Here is a 15,750-nt window from a genome sequence, read left to right as displayed (position 1 = left end):
CATTGTTGAAAGCAGGTCGCTGGACGCCTACGACAAAGCCGTGTTCGGCTTGTGGACATCCCAACGAAAATCTAACACTCCAAGATAGGCAGTGGATATGCCCTGACTGTGGTTCACACCACGATAGGGACCTCAACGCTGCTATCAACATTTTGCAGGCTGGGGTACCCGCGTAACAATGCGCGATCAGGTCCGTTCGATCGCACCTTCGTGAGTGCGGCGGAGACGGAATAATAGACGGTGGACTCTCTGAGAAAACCGCAGTCGCTACGAAACCGAGGTTTCCCACGCCTTTAGGCGTTGGGTGGTATCACTGAGCAGTTAATGGCAATTGGGGCGGTTCAGCCTGCCGTTGATGTTGTCTTTTGCCGGGCTTAGGTTCCGAGTTCCCATTGGCGGTTAAGCAAGCAAGGGCTGACGATATCGGTATTTCTGCTACCTTTCTCGGCGGAGATGGTTGGGACCGACCCGACTTAGTTGAGATCGGTGGAATGGCGGTTGAAGGCAGTTTCTTCGCGAATCACTTTTCACACGATGGTCAATTAACTGAAGCAGCACATCAGTTTGTTGATGCCTATACCGAACGATTTGGGATCGCACCCGACGGACCCGCCGCACTTGGATACGATTCTACGACTATTGTCATTGAGGCGATGCGCCGAGCAACTGATACAACGCCCGCGGCAATTCGGGATCAAATTGAAGCGACTCGCGACTACAGCGGTGCGACACTGTTATCACATTTTGATGAAAATCGGCACGCAATCAAAAGCCTTGTTATCAACACTGTCAAAGATGGAGAGATACAGTTCCATCAATTTATTTCACCATAATACTTAGCAATTATAGATATTACACATGCGACTTCCCGCTCCAGCGGAGCGGTATGTCTATAGAGAGGTAATTGAAATGAGCAATCAATCCAGAGACGCAGAATATACAATGGGCCGCAGCCAAGAGGAAACGGATCGCTTAATCGAGCAATCACAACTCTATGAAGATGTGACACGGCGCTTTTTTCTCAGGAGCGGCATAGCGAAAGGGATGAAAGTCCTTGATGTGGGGAGTGGTGCCGGCGATGTGGCACTCGCGCTCGCCGAATTTGTCGGTCCCGAAGGCACAGTTGTTGGCGTAGATCTCAACCCTGATATTCTCAAAACAGCGCAAGCTCGAGCGGATGCAGCGGGTTTTTCAAACATTGAATTCATTGCAGGTGATACCCGAACCCTTGAACTTCCAAACGACTTTGATGCTGTTGTCGGGCGACTTGTCCTCATGTATATGGCGGATCCAGTGGAGGCACTTAAACATTTGGCGACACACCTGGGTCCATGTGGTATTGTCGCCTTCCAGGAAGCCTATTTTGCACCTTATACCGTGGCTGAGCATCCTGATACACCCTTGGCAAACGAGTTGATTAAGTGGGGACGCACCGTGTTTGAGCGTTCCGGTGCACATCTTGACATGGGCATGGAACTTTATCAGGCTTTTGTCGATGCGGGGTTGCCAGAACCAACGCTACATTTTGAGGCACCGATGGGGGGTCCCGTGAACTGGCCCGGTTACGAATATCTTGCGAACAGTTTTCGGAGCCTTGTCCCTCTACTGGAGGCTTATGGAATTACGACGGCTGAAGAGTTAGATGTTGATACGTTGGCGGAGCGGATACAGGCAGAAGTCGCTGCAGCGAAACGACCGATTATGTTGCCGCCGCATATCACAGCGTCCGCATCTCTCACAGCATAGATGGTTCCACGCATGGCGCAAAATTATTTAGAGAACTCACATACATCAGAAGATCGCGATGCCACCTATACGTTGGGGCGTACCTCACACGAAACAACGCGCCTCATTGAGCAATCAAGAATCTATGGGGAATCCACGCGACGTCTCTGTAAGCGAGCTGGTATAACAGAAGGGATGCGAGTCCTCGAAATCGGGAGTGGTGCGGGTGATGTTGCGCTCACCCTCGCTGAACTCGTCGGACCGACAGGGCAGGTTGTGGGTGTAGATGTCAATGCCTCGATCCTTGACACCGCGCGCCAACGAGCGACCGAGGCGGGGATGCGGAACGTAGAATTTATTGCAGGCGATGCACGATTGCTTACCTTCGCTACTCAATTTGATGCTATTGTTGGACGGTTTGTGTTAATGTATATGGCGGATCCAAGGAATGCATTCGCGCAGCTCATAACGCATTTAAAACCCGGCGGGATTGCCGCGTTTCAGGAACCCGAATACACGCTCTATCCTGCGTTTTTACATCACGATACGCCGCTCATGAACCAACTGATTCGATGGATTTTGGATGTGTTTGAACATTCAGGCGCACATCTTGACATGGGGATTGGGCTGTATCGCGCTTTTGTTGACGCAGGTTTGCCGCCACCAACGATGCATCTTGAATCGCCTATCGGTGCCGCCAAAACTTGGGCGGGGTACCGATACATGGCAACGATCTTTCAGAGTCTCTTTCCGCTCTTGGAGAAATACGGGCTTGCGACGGCAGAACAGGTTGATGTGGATACATTAGCCACACGGCTTCGAGAAGAGGTTCTCGCATCCCAACGTCCGTTTTTCTTGCCGTTGCATGTAACCGCTCATGCAACGCTCCCAACCTAAATTTTCTGTTATCATTGCCAGTAGGTTTTCGCGTGTGAATTGGGAATTTTCGACAGATTTCATTTTGGTTTATAAGTTAAAGTATGGTATTATAAACCATAAGTGGACGTTAATACTATTATATAACTTGTGTGATTGTGATTGACTTTAACCTATATTAACAAATACATTTTGAAGTTCAGTCAAGGCATTCTTTAAAATCTCAATGTCCCTAAAAATAGCATTTTGGGTTGATATATGGATTGGAATGTGGTATAATTATATTAACTAAAATTAACGAATAGAATTCCATCTAACTTGTAATTGCCCTTCTCATTCAAAGGCGATTCACAGGGATAGATGGGGTTCACTTAATTAATATTAATCTCTGCTCCCGGCTTTTGTATAAAAAGCGGTGGAGCCATCAGTCCGAAGAGAGGCATGAAAATTTGAATCCTTACGAACTGCTGCTTATCATTACACCCGACCACGATGAAAACGAAGCAGAGGCTCTTACGAATCAAGTAAAGGGCATCATCGAAGGTGGCGGAACACTCCTGAAGGTTGATCCCTGGGGAAAAAAACGACTCGCCTATCCTATCCGGAAACGGAGTGAAGGCTATTATGTGCTCTACATTTTTGAGTGCGCACCGAGTTTTGTTGCCGAATTAAACCAATCCTTGCATGTTATTGAAGCGATTTTGCGGTATATGGTCGTTCAATACGAGGATGATATTGAGAAGTTGAAAGCCGAACTCACCGCTGAGGCAACCGAGATCAAGGAATCAACGTCAGATGAGAAATCGACACCGGATAAAGAAATGACATCGGATGATAATGCAGAGGCTGAAGATACAACAGATGATGACGCCGAGGCTGAAGATACAACAGCGTCTGCCTGAAACAAGCGTCATCCAAATTTTAAACGAACTTTTGGCTTGTAGGCTACCTCGCAAAGTTTGAACCTACGATACAAAGGAGAAATCATGGCAAGTTACAACAAGGTCATCCTGATGGGAAATCTGACTCGGGATCCCGAAGTGAAATTCCTTCCGAGTGGAACAGCCATCGCGAATTTTGGATTGGCTATGAGTGAACGGTATACTGACCGGCAGACCGGTGAACAGAAAGAAAATGTCTGCTTTGTTGATGTGGAAGCATGGGATAGGCAGGCAGAGTTAGTGGGTGAGTATTTCAGTAAAGGCAGCCCCATTTTTCTTGAAGGTTCCCTCAGATATGATTCATGGGAAGCTGAAGACGGCACAAAGCGGAACCGTCTTAAAGTCCGTCTGCAGCGGTTTCAGTTTGTTGGACGGCGTGATGACAATGAGGCAGGGGGTGGTGGTTACACCGATGCCCGACCCGCAGCTGCATCAGAACAGACTGCATCCTATCAGGACGCACCAGCTCCCAATGTGAGCGACACACCTTCTTCGACAGAGGACGACATTCCATTTTAAGTGTGGTTATCAGCCGTCGGCTATTAGCAATCAGTCTATTAACCATCGGTTTCCATCCGACACCATCGGTTCTCTATCAGCAAAGACCGCGTTGACGACGCTATCTTTGCTGACGACTGACTGTTGATTGCTGACGGCTATTTAAAAAAAGGAACAGAATCGATATGGCATTCCGTCGTAGGCAGCGCTATCATAAGATAGAATCTTTTGATTACAAAGATATCGATACGCTGCGAAAATTTATTAATGAACGTGGCAAGATTGTGAGTCGCCGGGTCACTGGGCTATCGGCGAAGCAGCAACGAATGGTAACGCGGGCAGTCAAGCGCGCCCGTAATATGGCACTATTGCCGTTTACGCGATAGAAGTGGGCAGACCCTTACAATGGGTTCCCCTATGAAGTATGGTTTTTTTGGGCAGGGAAATCCAAACCCAAAACTTTTTTACCTTAGCCCGTAATGGAATTATGCCTGCTTTAGACATACGAGGCATAATTTGTCTTTGCTTTACATTTGGAGGGCGGATCTCAGGAATGTACGTGAAATATCCAAATTTGCGTCGTTTCTCCGCAAGGTATAATTAAAAAATGGAAGTTATTCTAAAGGAAAGTGTTGAAGGCCTCGGTCTACCGGGCGATGTCCTGAATGTCGCAGATGGCTACGCACGTAACTATCTGCTTCCCATGCAGTTAGCCGTCCATGCAACGGAACGAAACCGTCGACACTTAGATCACCAGAAACGGGTAATCGATCATCAGGAGACGAAGAATAAAGATCGCGCACGTGAAATTGCCGGACAGATGACAGGTGTTACATGTACACTCAGCAGACGTGCCGGTGAAAACGACCGTCTCTTCGGATCCGTTACCTCTATGGATATCGCAGAAAATTTGCGAACGCAGGGATTCGATTTGGAACGGCGGTTCTTTGAACTCGCAGAGCCGATTCGTGAACTCGGCGTGTTCATGGTACCGATCAAATTGTATACAGATGTTGTCGTCGAACTCCGCGTTGTTGTTGAACGCGAAGCGTAATTATGCAGGCACAACTGGCTGATTCTCTCTCTGACAAGGAAGCTGAACAAGCGGTTCTGGGCGCAATGATGACCGAGAAATCGGTTATTCCTCCAGTAATAACCAAGCTCGGTCAGACTTCTGATGTATTTCTCACTGTAGACCATCAGCTTATCTATTCAGCGATCCTTGCGGTGTATGACCGCGTGAGTTACGCAGATCCTCTTCTTGTCGCTGATGAACTCAAGAAGGGTGACCAATTGAACCGCGCAGGCGGAACGGAGTACTTATACGAACTACAGGCGCCTATCGTGGAGACGGAGAGTACAGAGTTTTACGCAGATATCCTGTATGAGAAAGCGACGCGCCGTCGGTTAATTCAAGCAACTACTCAGATTCGCGAGATGGCGTACGACGAAAGTGTCGGAATTGCTGAGGTCCTGAATCAATCACAGGAAGCCGTCTTTGATCTGAGCCAGACAGATACCCAACGCGGGTTTGTCGCTATCCATTCGTTACTCACACAGAGTCTTGACGCCATTGAGCGTTTATATCATAAAAAAAGTCGATTTTTAGGCGTGCCAACCGGTTTTATGGATTTTGACCACATGACCTCCGGGCTGCAGCCCGGTAATCTTGTTATTATTGCCGCGCGACCGAGTATGGGAAAAACAACCTTGGTGCTGAACATCGCACAGAACGTTGCACTTGAACAAAAGCGTCCAGTCGCAATCTTTAGTCTTGAGATGCCTTCCCAAGATATCGCGATGCGAATGTTAGCCACCGAATCTCGGATTGATTTTACGCGGCTCCGAACGGGGAACTTCAGTGAAGATGACTGGAGACCCTTGAGCGATGGGGCAAGTCGATTGGGGAAAGCTCCCATCCTCATTAACGATAATCGGGGTCTTACCGTTCAAAGTCTACGTGCCGAGGGACGACGCTTAAAAGGTGAACACAGCAATCTCGCACTCATTATTGTTGATTACCTGCAACTTTTGAGAGGGACGGGGAGATATCACGCACGTGAACAGGAGATCTCTGAAATTTCACGCGCTTTGAAAATCCTCGCATGGGAGCTTAATGTTCCAATTATCGCCTGTTCGCAATTGAGTCGTGAGATTGAACGCCGTCCTGATAAACGTCCGCAACTTTCAGATTTGCGGGAGTCCGGGGCAATCGAGCAAGATGCCGATCTCGTTGCCTTTTTACACAGGGATGATTATTACGAAGATGAAGATGTCGGAAACAGGGTTGAAGCCTACATCATGGTTAAGAAACAGCGTAACGGGCCAACTGGGACAGTGATTCTTTATTTTACCAAAAACGAGATGCGCTTTGAAAATCCCAGTTAGATGGGTGTCAGCATGCTACGCTTTCAGTTCGGTTTTTTCTTGCGAAAAAACCTTTCAGTTTTTAGGTAAAGGGTGTTGTGCCGAAATCAGAACTCTCTTTTTACTGATAACTGATAACGATTCCAATAGAGAATATGGAGCAGCAGTCCACTTTACAAGAAGCCCGTGGGGGTTTCCCTGATTTGGTTAAGGTTCGGTTGCACAACGTGCTTGCCGAGATAGGGCGAGCCTTTACACTCTTTTTCCAAACCCTTATCCAAATTTTCCGTCCTCCCTTTCAGTTTGATCTGTTAGTTAAGCAGTTGTTGTTGATCGGCTTTAATTCTTTAACAGTTGTCATTGTTTCTGGATTTTTCACGGGAATGGTCTTGGGGGTTCAGGGATACATTCAGCTCAAACCTTATGCAGTGGAAGGCTCGGTGGCGAGATTCGTCTGTGTCTCAGTCGTGAAAGAGCTCGGTCCGATGATTACCGCATTTGTGCTTGCCGGGCGTATCGGGGCATCAATTACTGCTGAGCTTTCAACAATGAAGGTTACGGAGCAAATTGACGCACTGGAGGTGATGGGCACAAATCCTGTCAAGTATCTGGTTGTGCCGCGTTTTCTCGCGTGTTCTATCATGTTACCGACGCTTACTATCTATTCGACATTTGCAGGCATCGGTGGTGGTTTTGTCGCTGTTGTTACGCTATTCGATGTAAATGGCTCCTTTTTTCTCTTAGAAGTACAGAAGAATCTTTTTGTTGGAAGCGTTCTCATTAGTTTGATTAAAGCAACCTCTTTTGGAATGGCGATTGCTGCAGTCGGTTGCTACAAGGGGTTTAGTATCTCGACGGCGGGTGGAGCAGAGGGGGTTGGAATTGCGACAACTGGCTCTGCTGTAATCTCTCTTATTGCAATTCTCGTTTTAGATTTTGTCTTGAATCATATACTCTTTAACATTTTGGGGATGGTATAATTAGCTGTTGGTAAAGAGGGTTTCGCCTGATAAAGGTTTCCTCAATTGTATAAGTAAAAACCGTAGCCTGCAACACCGGCGCAGGCGGATATGAGCAACGTCCGTCAAAGTCCAAACGCACGCTGTGCCTCCGCAAGGTAAAATTAAAAAATGATTTCAATTAGGAATGTTACAAAAAATTTTGGCGGCAACAGCGTTTTAAATGGATTGAGTCTTGAAATTCCGCGGGGTGAGACGCTTGTGATTATGGGACAAAGTGGGTGTGGTAAGAGTGTACTCCTCAAAATTATTACTGGACTGATGGCTGCGGATTCCGGTGAAATTTGGTTTGATGGAACCGAAATATCGAACCTAAAAGGCAAAAAGATAAATATCCTCCGCCGAAAGATTGGAATGCTATTTCAGTCTGCTGCACTCTTTGATTCGATGACTGTGGCGGAGAACGTCGCTTTTATGCTCGATCAGCATACAGATCTTGACAAACGAGAGATGCGTGAGGTCGTTGATGAGAAACTCGGTCTTGTTGATTTAAAGGGGGTCCAAGACTTGCGACCCGCTGAATTGAGTGGCGGTATGCGAAAACGGGTTGGACTCGCACGCGCCCTGGCATTTGATCCAGAGGTTATTCTGTACGATGAACCCACGACCGGTCTTGACCCGGTTACCTGTACCGAAATCAATCAACTTATTAAAGATCTCCATAAGAGGTTACAAGTTACTTCCGTTGTGGTTACACATGATATGCACAGTGCCTTCAGTGTCGCGACTCGGATGGCGATGATTCATGAAGGTAAGCAGGTCGCTTATGGTAGACCGGATGAAATTATCAACATCGACGATCCCATTTTGCAACAGTTCATCCTATTTGGAGCACCCGACCAGATTCTTAACATGGAAAATCCCATTTTGAAAAAATATTTGGGGAGGTAGCATGAACTTTTGGACAGCTTCCGTAAAAGTCGGTGTAATGGTTCTGGTCGCAATCGTTTTTCTGACAATCCTTCTTACGAATGCTGAGAATTGGCCCTGGGCAACTGCTGGTGATGAACTAACGTTTCAATTCCGTTCTGTTAACGGGCTTTATGTCGGGGCAGCGGTTTACCTCTATGGAGTCCCAATTGGAAAAGTAACGGCTATTGAGCTTCGTCCTGATACTGATAATGTACACATCAAAGCGAAAGTCAAGAACGCATTTGAGTGGTTGAGGGAGGACTGTAGTGCCAGAATTTCTATGAACGGGTTTGTCGGTGAAATTTATATCGCTCTTGACAATGGACCGGTTGGGAACCCGATATTAAAGCCAGCGAACTTGCCGATTGTTGGAAAAGATCCTGTAAATGCCTTGGAACTCCTTGAGCAGACAAGTGCTGGTATGACACAGGCTATTGAACTCACAACAGCTGCGAATGAAGTGCTCCAAGCCAACCAAGAAGCGATTCAACTCGCCATCAAAGAGATTCGAGAAGTCGTCGCACTCACTGGAAAAACTATTGAGAAGTTGAGCGTTGACTCTGAAGAAACGGTACAAACTTTAACACAACTCGCCTTAGAGAACGATAGACGGTTTCAGGGAACCCTCGTAAAGGTAAATAACCTCGTCACACAGTTGGAAGGCGATTCCCTGATGGTGAGCAGTCAAATAAGTGACATTACGCGTGAACTCTTGAGGCTTCTGAATCAGAATTCACCGAAGTTCAACACTATTTTCACCGATATTCGCGCAACAACATCAGAATTTCGGCAGATAACACAAGCTTTTCGATCGGATTTCGACGCGTTAGCAACACAGATTTCTGCCCTCGTTTCGCAAAGTAGTCGTGCTATTGAAACAGGAGAAGCCAATATCGCACCAATATTAGAAAATCTAAATGCAACGACTGCTTCGGTCGCCGCACTTGAAACGAGCGTCAATCGTTTTCTGAACACGCTTAACAAAGGGAAGGGGACCGTTGCCCAATTGCTGAACACACCGGAACCACTTGAAGATGTCCGCCGAACCTTACAAAATGTCGATGAAACCATGAGTGCGGTGACGGACCTTTCTCAAAGAACTGAGAGGCAGTTGCAGCGCTTTGATCTACCCCAGTTTGGTTGGGATTATGAACTCCGTTATCTCAGCCTTGAAGAGCGACTCTACAACGAGTTGGCAATTTTGCTCTCTCAAGGATCTGATGCACGCTTTAGACTCGGGGTGGGTGTTCGGGACGAGAAGATTCGGTTTGAGTTTCAGTATGCACATGATGTAACAGATTTTCTTCGGGCGCGCGCTGGGTTTATGCATTCCAGAGTCGGCGCGGGACTCGATTTGTGGTTGTGGTCCCGACGTTTCGGTGTCAGCGTTGAAGGTGTAGGGTTAACAAGCAGGGAACCAGAGTTGAACGCCGAAGTGGCGTTCCGGTTCTTCCAGTATGGACAATTTCTATTGGGCGTAGAGAACTTGACCCGTGAACGACGTTGGACAACAGGATTTCGCTTTTTTGGTGGTGAGTGGTAGTTGGCAAATGGCAGTCAGCAGTCAGTAAAGAGGGTCGCCTCATAAAGGTTCCTCAAGGTATAACTAAAAAACCGTAGCCTGCAACAACGGCGCAGACGGGTATAAGGAACGCACTTCAAAGTCAAAACGCACGTTGTTCCTCCGCAAGGTAAAATTAAAGAATGGCACGAGAGCGACGCAAATTTGTCTGTCAAGAATGTGGGTATACAACACCGAAGACGCTCGGACGGTGTCCGACTTGTAGAAGTTGGCAGAGTTTCGCCGAAGAGGTGGAAACCCTCACGACGCCATCGAAACATCGTGATATCGGACAAATGTCTCGCGAACCCGAACCCATTTCGCAGGTTACAGCAAGCGAAGTAGAACGACACCTCACGGGAATGTCGGAGTTTGATAGAGTACTCGGTGGCGGGATTGTACCGGGTTCCGTAGTCCTTATCGGCGGAGATCCTGGGATCGGCAAATCTACATTATTACTACAAGCCAGTGATGCATTAAGTCGGAACTATGGGGATGTGCTTTACGTTTCCGGTGAGGAGTCTGTGAGCCAGACGAAGCTCCGTGCGACTCGGCTCGGCGTTGCATCTGATACACTCTATGTGCTGTGCGAAAACAATTTAGAGCAGATTGAAAAGTATATTGAGGAGCGAGAACCGAAAGTTGTCATCGTTGATTCTATACAGACGGTTTATTTGTCAAGTATCCCGTCTGCACCTGGGAGCGTTACTCAGATTCGTGAGTGTGCCGGACATCTCCTAATTTGTGCAAAGAATCGAAATATCCCAGTGTTTCTCGTTGGACATGTGACAAAGGAAGGGGCTCTCGCGGGGCCTCGTGTTTTAGAACACATGGTAGATACTGTGCTCTATTTTGAGGGTGAACAACACCACATTTACCGTATCCTTCGAGCAATCAAAAATCGGTTCGGTTCCACGAATGAGATTGGTATCTTTGAGATGCAGAGCACAGGGCTTGTGGATGTGATGAACCCATCAGAACTCTTTTTAAGCAACAGGGAGGAAGAAGTTTCAGGATCCGTTGTCGTTTCAAGTATAGAGGGTACCCGCCCTTTGCTCATGGAAGTGCAGGCGCTCGTCGTGCCTACACATTATGGAAACCCTCGTAATACAGCAGCCGGAGTGGACAGACACCGAATTGCTTTGCTCATTGCCGTCCTTAATAAGAGGGTCGGGATTAACGTCGGGGATTCTGACGTTTTTATTAACATTACCGGTGGGTTACGCATTGATGAACCCGGGATAGACCTCGGCGTGATGATGGCAATATCCTCAAGCCATCGCGATCTCCCTGTGGATCGGAAGACAGTTGTGATTGGGGAGGTTGGGCTTGGTGGTGAAATTCGTCCTGTCACACATGTTGAAAGACGCATCCGAGAAGCCGCGAAGTTAGGCTTCAGACGTGTGATCTTCCCTGAATATAACCGGAAAAGCTTGGAAATCGACGAGGAGATTGAGCTTGTAGGTGTTAGCGACGTATATGACAGTATCGGGGCTTTGCTGTAATACGATTCGCTGTTGTTGATGGTTATAAAGCCTCAATTTGGGCGTTGTGAAGTCGGTTTGTTTATAGAGTCCGTCGCGAATCTATCTGGGCGCAGATACAGGTAGACAGAGGTATTCATAAGTATAAATAACGCCAGTTTGAAAATAAATCTGTAGGTGTTTTTGCTTGGGTGTTTCCCCCAGGTAGAGCCGTAAATACGCCGAAAAAATCGCAGAATGTGGAGAGATGTGTCGTTTTCAAGACACTTTCTGTGTCAATAATGGTAGCGAAACCCTACGTGATACTTTTATCAAACTCACGTTCAATAGAGTCCGCGCCCACAAGTGACAGCACTATTTTTCGAGTGATACGTTGCGTACAATGGAGTACAAAAGATGAAAATTTGGGGAATCCGTCTCTTTTTCATAATTGCAAGTGCGGCAAGCTGCTATATCATTTCCAGAGACCCAATTGCAGCGATTGTCGGATTTGTTGTTGCTCTTCTGCTTGTTGGAGCAGAAATTTGTCTGCGTACACCCAGTGTGCGTAGTATCATTGCAAGTCTGATGGGGCTTGCTGTGGGTCTGTTAGTTTCTATTGCCATACTACCTCTGCTTTCACAACTTGATGATAATCTAAAAATAGTGATGGTTCTCAGTCTGGGGTACGTGGGCATGATGTGCGGTTATTATCTCTCTACGACCTTGGATTTAAGCCAGTTACTCGAATCAAACAAGTCCACCCGTCCTGGCGATTCACGCGCGGTTCACGCTGCAAGTAACTTCAAAATTTTAGACACAAGTGTTATTATTGATGGCAGAATTCTTGAGATTTGCCAAACCAAATTTATCGAAGGTACGCTTGTCATTCCACGATTTGTTCTCAATGAGTTGCAACATATTGCGGATTCAACAGAACCGCTCCGCAGAAATAAAGGGCGGCGCGGTTTCGATATTCTCAGAGCACTTCAGAACAACCCAGCGATTGATGTTGAGATCTCAGAGGAAGAAGTGCCGCATTTGCCGGAAGTTGATGCAAAATTAGTTCATCTCGCACAACAACAAGGGGCAACGATTATCACAAACGATTTGAACCTCAACAAAGTCGCTGAATTGCAGAGTGTGAAAGTCCTCAATATCAATGAACTGTCAAATGCTGTCCGTCCTGTCGTCATTGCCGGTGAGGTGATTCAAGTACTTCTCCTCAAAGAAGGCAAGGAACCGAATCAGGGCGTTGGCTATCTTGATGATGGCACTATGGTAATTGTTGAAGATGGGAAGCCTTACATCGGAAGTGCGCTTAACGTTGAAGTTACACAAATGTTACGCACGAGTGCAGGTCAGATGATTTTCACGAGAATAAAAGAACATGAAGTGGACACTGATGAACAGAAAGGTGTGCGCTCTTATCCCCGCAGCTGGTAAGGGGACCCGGATGGCGCATTCGGTGAAAAAACCTTACTTAAAATTGGCACAAAAGCCGATTTTGACACATACCATTCAACAGTTCGAGCAAAATAGTGCTGTGGATGCGATTTTCGTCATTGTTGACCGAGATGATTTTCGTCAGTGTCACGATGCCGTGTTACATCCTTACCAATTTACAAAGGTACAGGAACTTGTTGAGGGGGGAGAAACTCGTCAGATGTCCGTCTATAACGGTATACGCGCCCTGTCAGCAGATGTTGATTTCGTGATTGTCCATGACGGCGTGCGTCCTTTTGTGACAGATGAGATCATTTTCACATGTCTCACCGCCGCAGACGAGTGTGGCGCGGCTGTTGCAGCGGTGCCAGTCAAGGATACAATTAAAGTCGCCAACCAAGACAATCTCATTGTTGAAACACCCGTGCGTGATCAACTTTGGGCGGTGCAAACCCCTCAAGTCTTTCGGAAATCTCTTTTAAAGGAGGCGCATCAAGCCGCGCAAGCACGCCAACTTACAGCGACTGATGATGCCTCTCTTGTTGAGCAACTCGGCTTTCCTGTTAAGTTGGTGAACGGAAGTTACGCGAATCTAAAGATAACGACACCCATTGATTTACAAGTCGCTGAAGTGTTGCTCTCAGATACTACCCTTTGGTAAGATGGGTTTCAGTCTTCGGTTATCAGATGTCGGAAGAATGGAAATCGTCAGTCGTCAGGACCCCCGCAACAGTTTGAAGTCGCGAAGTTGTGGAGTTGTAAAGTTGGCAACACTCTTTCCCAACTTCCTAACTTTAGAACACTTCCCAACTTGGTAACTGATAACCGACAACTGACAACTATGTATAAGAAAAAATGCGAATAGGTATTGGTTACGACGTTCATCGATTGGTCTCTGATAGAAAATTGATTCTCGGTGGCGTTGAGATATCATATCATTTGGGATTGTTAGGGCATTCAGATGCAGATGTCCTGACCCACGCGATCGTAGATGCGATTTTAGGAGCAGCCGCACTCGGTGATATTGGCACACATTTTCCTGATACAGATGATCGTTATGAAGGTATGGATAGTCTTATTTTTCTCGCAGAGACCGCGGCAAAGGTCAGAAAATGTGGTTACCAAATTGAAAATGTAGATAGTACAGTTATCGCACAGCGTCCGAAATTGGCACCCTACATTTTGGATATGCGCACAAGACTTGCCAAGACGCTTGATATTGCCGTAGAAGAGGTGAACGTAAAGGCTACCACAGCGGAAGAACTGGGCGTTGTCGGCGAGGGCAAAGCGATTGTCGCTCACGCTATCGCTTGTCTTTCTCGGTTGTAGATGTTTTTGTTTTTCTCGCCGATAACGAACTCAGTATGAAATTAACCGAAAACCTGCCCAAAACCGTAGGGCTGCGGGATTCCGTCTGGAAATGGACTGGATTTAGTCTCGGAATGCACTAAATCCGTTCCTTGTATTACATTCCGGGTCCGCACAGAGGGCAGTTCAGGAACCCATAGTTAAAAAATGAAGATTTATAACTCGCTGAGCCGACAATTAGAGGATTTTGTCCCGCTAAATCCCGAGCAGGTATCTATTTACAGTTGCGGTCCGACTGTTTACGATTATATTCATATGGGCAACGCACGGACTGCTTTAATAACAGATATTATTCGACGCTATCTGGTGTATAGAGGGTACAAAGTCAAACTGGTTCAAAATTTGACGGATATTGATGACAAGATTATCAATCGTGCGGCAGAGTTAGGTGTGAGTGCCAAGCAACTTGCACATCAGAATGGCGAAGCATTCTTTGAGGATTCCCAACGCCTCGGTATCCATCCTGCAGATGTTCACCCGAAAGCAACCGAACACATCCCGGAGATGATAAGTCTAATTCAGACCTTAGTTGATAAAGGTGCGGCTTATGTCATTGATGGAAGTGTATATTATCGCGTGAATCAATTTGCTGAATATGGGAAACTGTCCCATCGGAAACCGGAGGATCTCCTCGCGGGGGCACGTGTTGAAATTGATGAGCGGAAGGAGGATCCGCGGGATTTTGATATGTGGAAAGCCGCGAAGCCGGGTGAGCCTTCTTGGGAGAGCCCTTGGGGTAAAGGCAGACCCGGATGGCATATAGAATGTTCTGCCATGGCGATGAAACACCTCGGTGAGACAATTGATATTCACGCAGGTGGCGAAGATTTACAGTTCCCGCACCACGAAAATGAGATAGCACAGAGCGAATTGGCAACAGGACGCACCTTCGCACGTTACTGGATGCACGTTGCTTTTTTGAAAATTGATGGCAAACGAATGGGCAAATCCGAACAGAATTTTATCCTGCTACGAGACGCTCTCGACCATTATCCCACTGAAGTGATTCGGCATTTCCTGATTTCGGCACATTACCGGCACCCACTCGACTACAATCCAGAGAGTTTGGCAAAATCGGAAGGCGCGCTCAGGCGTTTGAACAACTGTTTGGACGCGTTGAAAAAGTATAACGGACAGTTTGATGTGAGCGAAACCGAGACCTCACCGCTTCAGGACGCGATCCAGACGATGAAGTCGAAATTTACAGACGCAATGGATACAGACTTCAATACCGCACAAGCACTCGGTGCTATTTTCACGCTTGTTGCCGAAGTCAACAGGTCGCTTGCGACTTCTGATGGAGCAGCTGCCCCCGTTTTCGCACAAGCCTACGAAGTGTTGACTGAAACCTGTGAAGTGCTCGGAATTTACAATATGGATGTCCAAGATGACGGCAACGTGGAGCAACGCGACCAGCTCATTGACCTGCTATTGGAGGTTCGACAGGAGGCTCGAAGTCGCAAAGACTGGGATACATCTGATAAAATTCGGGACAGACTTAAAGAACTCAACATTGAAATCCAGGACACCCGTGAGGGGGCTACTTGGAGAATCATTTCATAAGGAGTAAAAAC

General features: G+C 47.0%; 17 protein-coding genes. All 17 read left to right on the top strand.

Annotation, left to right across the window (positions count from 1 at the left end):
* The first annotated feature begins 2 nt into the window (after positions 1-2).
* The 17 genes from J4G07_13285 (at position 3) to cysS (ending at position 15,739) form a co-directional block, all read left to right on the top strand.
* Entirely contained in the window at positions 3-176 is a 174-nt protein-coding gene (locus tag J4G07_13285) for a transposase (GenBank protein ID MCE2414967.1), read from the top strand.
* Positions 177-392: 216 nt separating this feature from the next.
* The gene (locus J4G07_13280) at positions 393-833 is read left to right on the top strand and encodes an ABC transporter substrate-binding protein (protein ID MCE2414966.1); all 441 of its coding nucleotides are present in this window, start codon (positions 393-395) and stop codon (positions 831-833) included.
* Between the two features lie 76 nt (positions 834-909).
* Positions 910-1,746, top strand: coding sequence for a class I SAM-dependent methyltransferase (locus J4G07_13275; protein ID MCE2414965.1), 837 nt, complete (start codon positions 910-912; stop codon positions 1,744-1,746).
* A 12-nt stretch (positions 1,747-1,758) separates the two neighbouring features.
* A complete protein-coding gene (locus J4G07_13270; protein ID MCE2414964.1) occupies positions 1,759-2,622 on the top strand; it encodes a methyltransferase domain-containing protein in 864 nt (287 codons plus the stop codon).
* A 428-nt stretch (positions 2,623-3,050) separates the two neighbouring features.
* Entirely contained in the window at positions 3,051-3,503 is a 453-nt protein-coding gene (rpsF, locus tag J4G07_13265) for a 30S ribosomal protein S6 (protein ID MCE2414963.1), read from the top strand.
* Positions 3,504-3,587: 84 nt separating this feature from the next.
* Positions 3,588-4,061 (top strand): single-stranded DNA-binding protein, encoded by a 474-nt coding sequence (locus tag J4G07_13260; GenBank protein MCE2414962.1) that lies wholly within the window; start codon positions 3,588-3,590, stop codon positions 4,059-4,061.
* A gap of 164 nt (positions 4,062-4,225) precedes the next feature.
* Positions 4,226-4,426 (top strand): 30S ribosomal protein S18, encoded by a 201-nt coding sequence (gene rpsR / locus J4G07_13255; protein ID MCE2414961.1) that lies wholly within the window; start codon positions 4,226-4,228, stop codon positions 4,424-4,426.
* Positions 4,427-4,647: 221 nt separating this feature from the next.
* The gene (rplI, locus tag J4G07_13250; GenBank protein ID MCE2414960.1) at positions 4,648-5,094 is read left to right on the top strand and encodes a 50S ribosomal protein L9; all 447 of its coding nucleotides are present in this window, start codon (positions 4,648-4,650) and stop codon (positions 5,092-5,094) included.
* A gap of 2 nt (positions 5,095-5,096) precedes the next feature.
* Positions 5,097-6,428, top strand: a complete 1,332-nt coding sequence (gene dnaB, locus J4G07_13245) for a replicative DNA helicase (protein ID MCE2414959.1) — start codon at positions 5,097-5,099, stop codon at positions 6,426-6,428.
* A 134-nt stretch (positions 6,429-6,562) separates the two neighbouring features.
* Complete coding sequence (locus tag J4G07_13240; GenBank protein MCE2414958.1) at positions 6,563-7,387, top strand: ABC transporter permease; 825 nt, start codon at positions 6,563-6,565, stop codon at positions 7,385-7,387.
* A gap of 150 nt (positions 7,388-7,537) precedes the next feature.
* Positions 7,538-8,317, top strand: coding sequence for an ABC transporter ATP-binding protein (locus tag J4G07_13235; protein ID MCE2414957.1), 780 nt, complete (start codon positions 7,538-7,540; stop codon positions 8,315-8,317).
* Position 8,318: 1 nt separating this feature from the next.
* Complete coding sequence (locus tag J4G07_13230; GenBank protein MCE2414956.1) at positions 8,319-9,881, top strand: MCE family protein; 1,563 nt, start codon at positions 8,319-8,321, stop codon at positions 9,879-9,881.
* Between the two features lie 161 nt (positions 9,882-10,042).
* On the top strand, positions 10,043-11,404 hold the full coding sequence (gene radA / locus J4G07_13225) for a DNA repair protein RadA (protein ID MCE2414955.1): 1,362 nt from the start codon (positions 10,043-10,045) through the stop codon (positions 11,402-11,404).
* A gap of 375 nt (positions 11,405-11,779) precedes the next feature.
* Entirely contained in the window at positions 11,780-12,808 is a 1,029-nt protein-coding gene (locus J4G07_13220) for a PIN domain-containing protein (GenBank protein MCE2414954.1), read from the top strand.
* Positions 12,768-13,469, top strand: coding sequence for a 2-C-methyl-D-erythritol 4-phosphate cytidylyltransferase (ispD, locus tag J4G07_13215; GenBank protein ID MCE2414953.1), 702 nt, complete (start codon positions 12,768-12,770; stop codon positions 13,467-13,469). Before J4G07_13220 ends, ispD begins: the two co-directional genes overlap by 41 nt.
* A 194-nt stretch (positions 13,470-13,663) precedes the next feature.
* The gene (locus tag J4G07_13210; protein ID MCE2414952.1) at positions 13,664-14,137 is read left to right on the top strand and encodes a 2-C-methyl-D-erythritol 2,4-cyclodiphosphate synthase; all 474 of its coding nucleotides are present in this window, start codon (positions 13,664-13,666) and stop codon (positions 14,135-14,137) included.
* Between the two features lie 186 nt (positions 14,138-14,323).
* Entirely contained in the window at positions 14,324-15,739 is a 1,416-nt protein-coding gene (cysS, locus tag J4G07_13205) for a cysteine--tRNA ligase (protein MCE2414951.1), read from the top strand.
* The last annotated feature ends 11 nt before the right edge of the window (positions 15,740-15,750 follow it).

Source organism: Candidatus Poribacteria bacterium (genome assembly GCA_021295715.1).
Classification (GTDB): domain Bacteria; phylum Poribacteria; class WGA-4E; order WGA-4E; family WGA-3G; genus WGA-3G.
The sequence above is the reverse complement of the archived record's forward strand: the minus strand, read 5'-3'. Positions and strand labels throughout refer to the sequence as shown.

What these genes read in the sequence shown, in the direction of transcription:
- J4G07_13275 (MCE2414965.1), top strand. Translation starts at nt 910, where the DNA reads ATGAGCAATCAATCCAGAGACGCAGAATATACAATGGGCCGCAGCCAA.
- J4G07_13270 (MCE2414964.1), top strand. Translation starts at nt 1,759, where the DNA reads ATGGCGCAAAATTATTTAGAGAACTCACATACATCAGAAGATCGCGAT.
- J4G07_13260 (MCE2414962.1), top strand. Translation starts at nt 3,588, where the DNA reads ATGGCAAGTTACAACAAGGTCATCCTGATGGGAAATCTGACTCGGGAT.
- rpsR (MCE2414961.1), top strand. Translation starts at nt 4,226, where the DNA reads ATGGCATTCCGTCGTAGGCAGCGCTATCATAAGATAGAATCTTTTGAT.
- rplI (MCE2414960.1), top strand. Translation starts at nt 4,648, where the DNA reads ATGGAAGTTATTCTAAAGGAAAGTGTTGAAGGCCTCGGTCTACCGGGC.
- dnaB (MCE2414959.1), top strand. Translation starts at nt 5,097, where the DNA reads ATGCAGGCACAACTGGCTGATTCTCTCTCTGACAAGGAAGCTGAACAA.
- J4G07_13240 (MCE2414958.1), top strand. Translation starts at nt 6,563, where the DNA reads ATGGAGCAGCAGTCCACTTTACAAGAAGCCCGTGGGGGTTTCCCTGAT.
- J4G07_13235 (MCE2414957.1), top strand. Translation starts at nt 7,538, where the DNA reads ATGATTTCAATTAGGAATGTTACAAAAAATTTTGGCGGCAACAGCGTT.
- J4G07_13230 (MCE2414956.1), top strand. Translation starts at nt 8,319, where the DNA reads ATGAACTTTTGGACAGCTTCCGTAAAAGTCGGTGTAATGGTTCTGGTC.
- radA (MCE2414955.1), top strand. Translation starts at nt 10,043, where the DNA reads ATGGCACGAGAGCGACGCAAATTTGTCTGTCAAGAATGTGGGTATACA.
- J4G07_13220 (MCE2414954.1), top strand. Translation starts at nt 11,780, where the DNA reads ATGAAAATTTGGGGAATCCGTCTCTTTTTCATAATTGCAAGTGCGGCA.
- ispD (MCE2414953.1), top strand. Translation starts at nt 12,768, where the DNA reads ATGAACAGAAAGGTGTGCGCTCTTATCCCCGCAGCTGGTAAGGGGACC.
- J4G07_13210 (MCE2414952.1), top strand. Translation starts at nt 13,664, where the DNA reads ATGCGAATAGGTATTGGTTACGACGTTCATCGATTGGTCTCTGATAGA.
- cysS (MCE2414951.1), top strand. Translation starts at nt 14,324, where the DNA reads ATGAAGATTTATAACTCGCTGAGCCGACAATTAGAGGATTTTGTCCCG.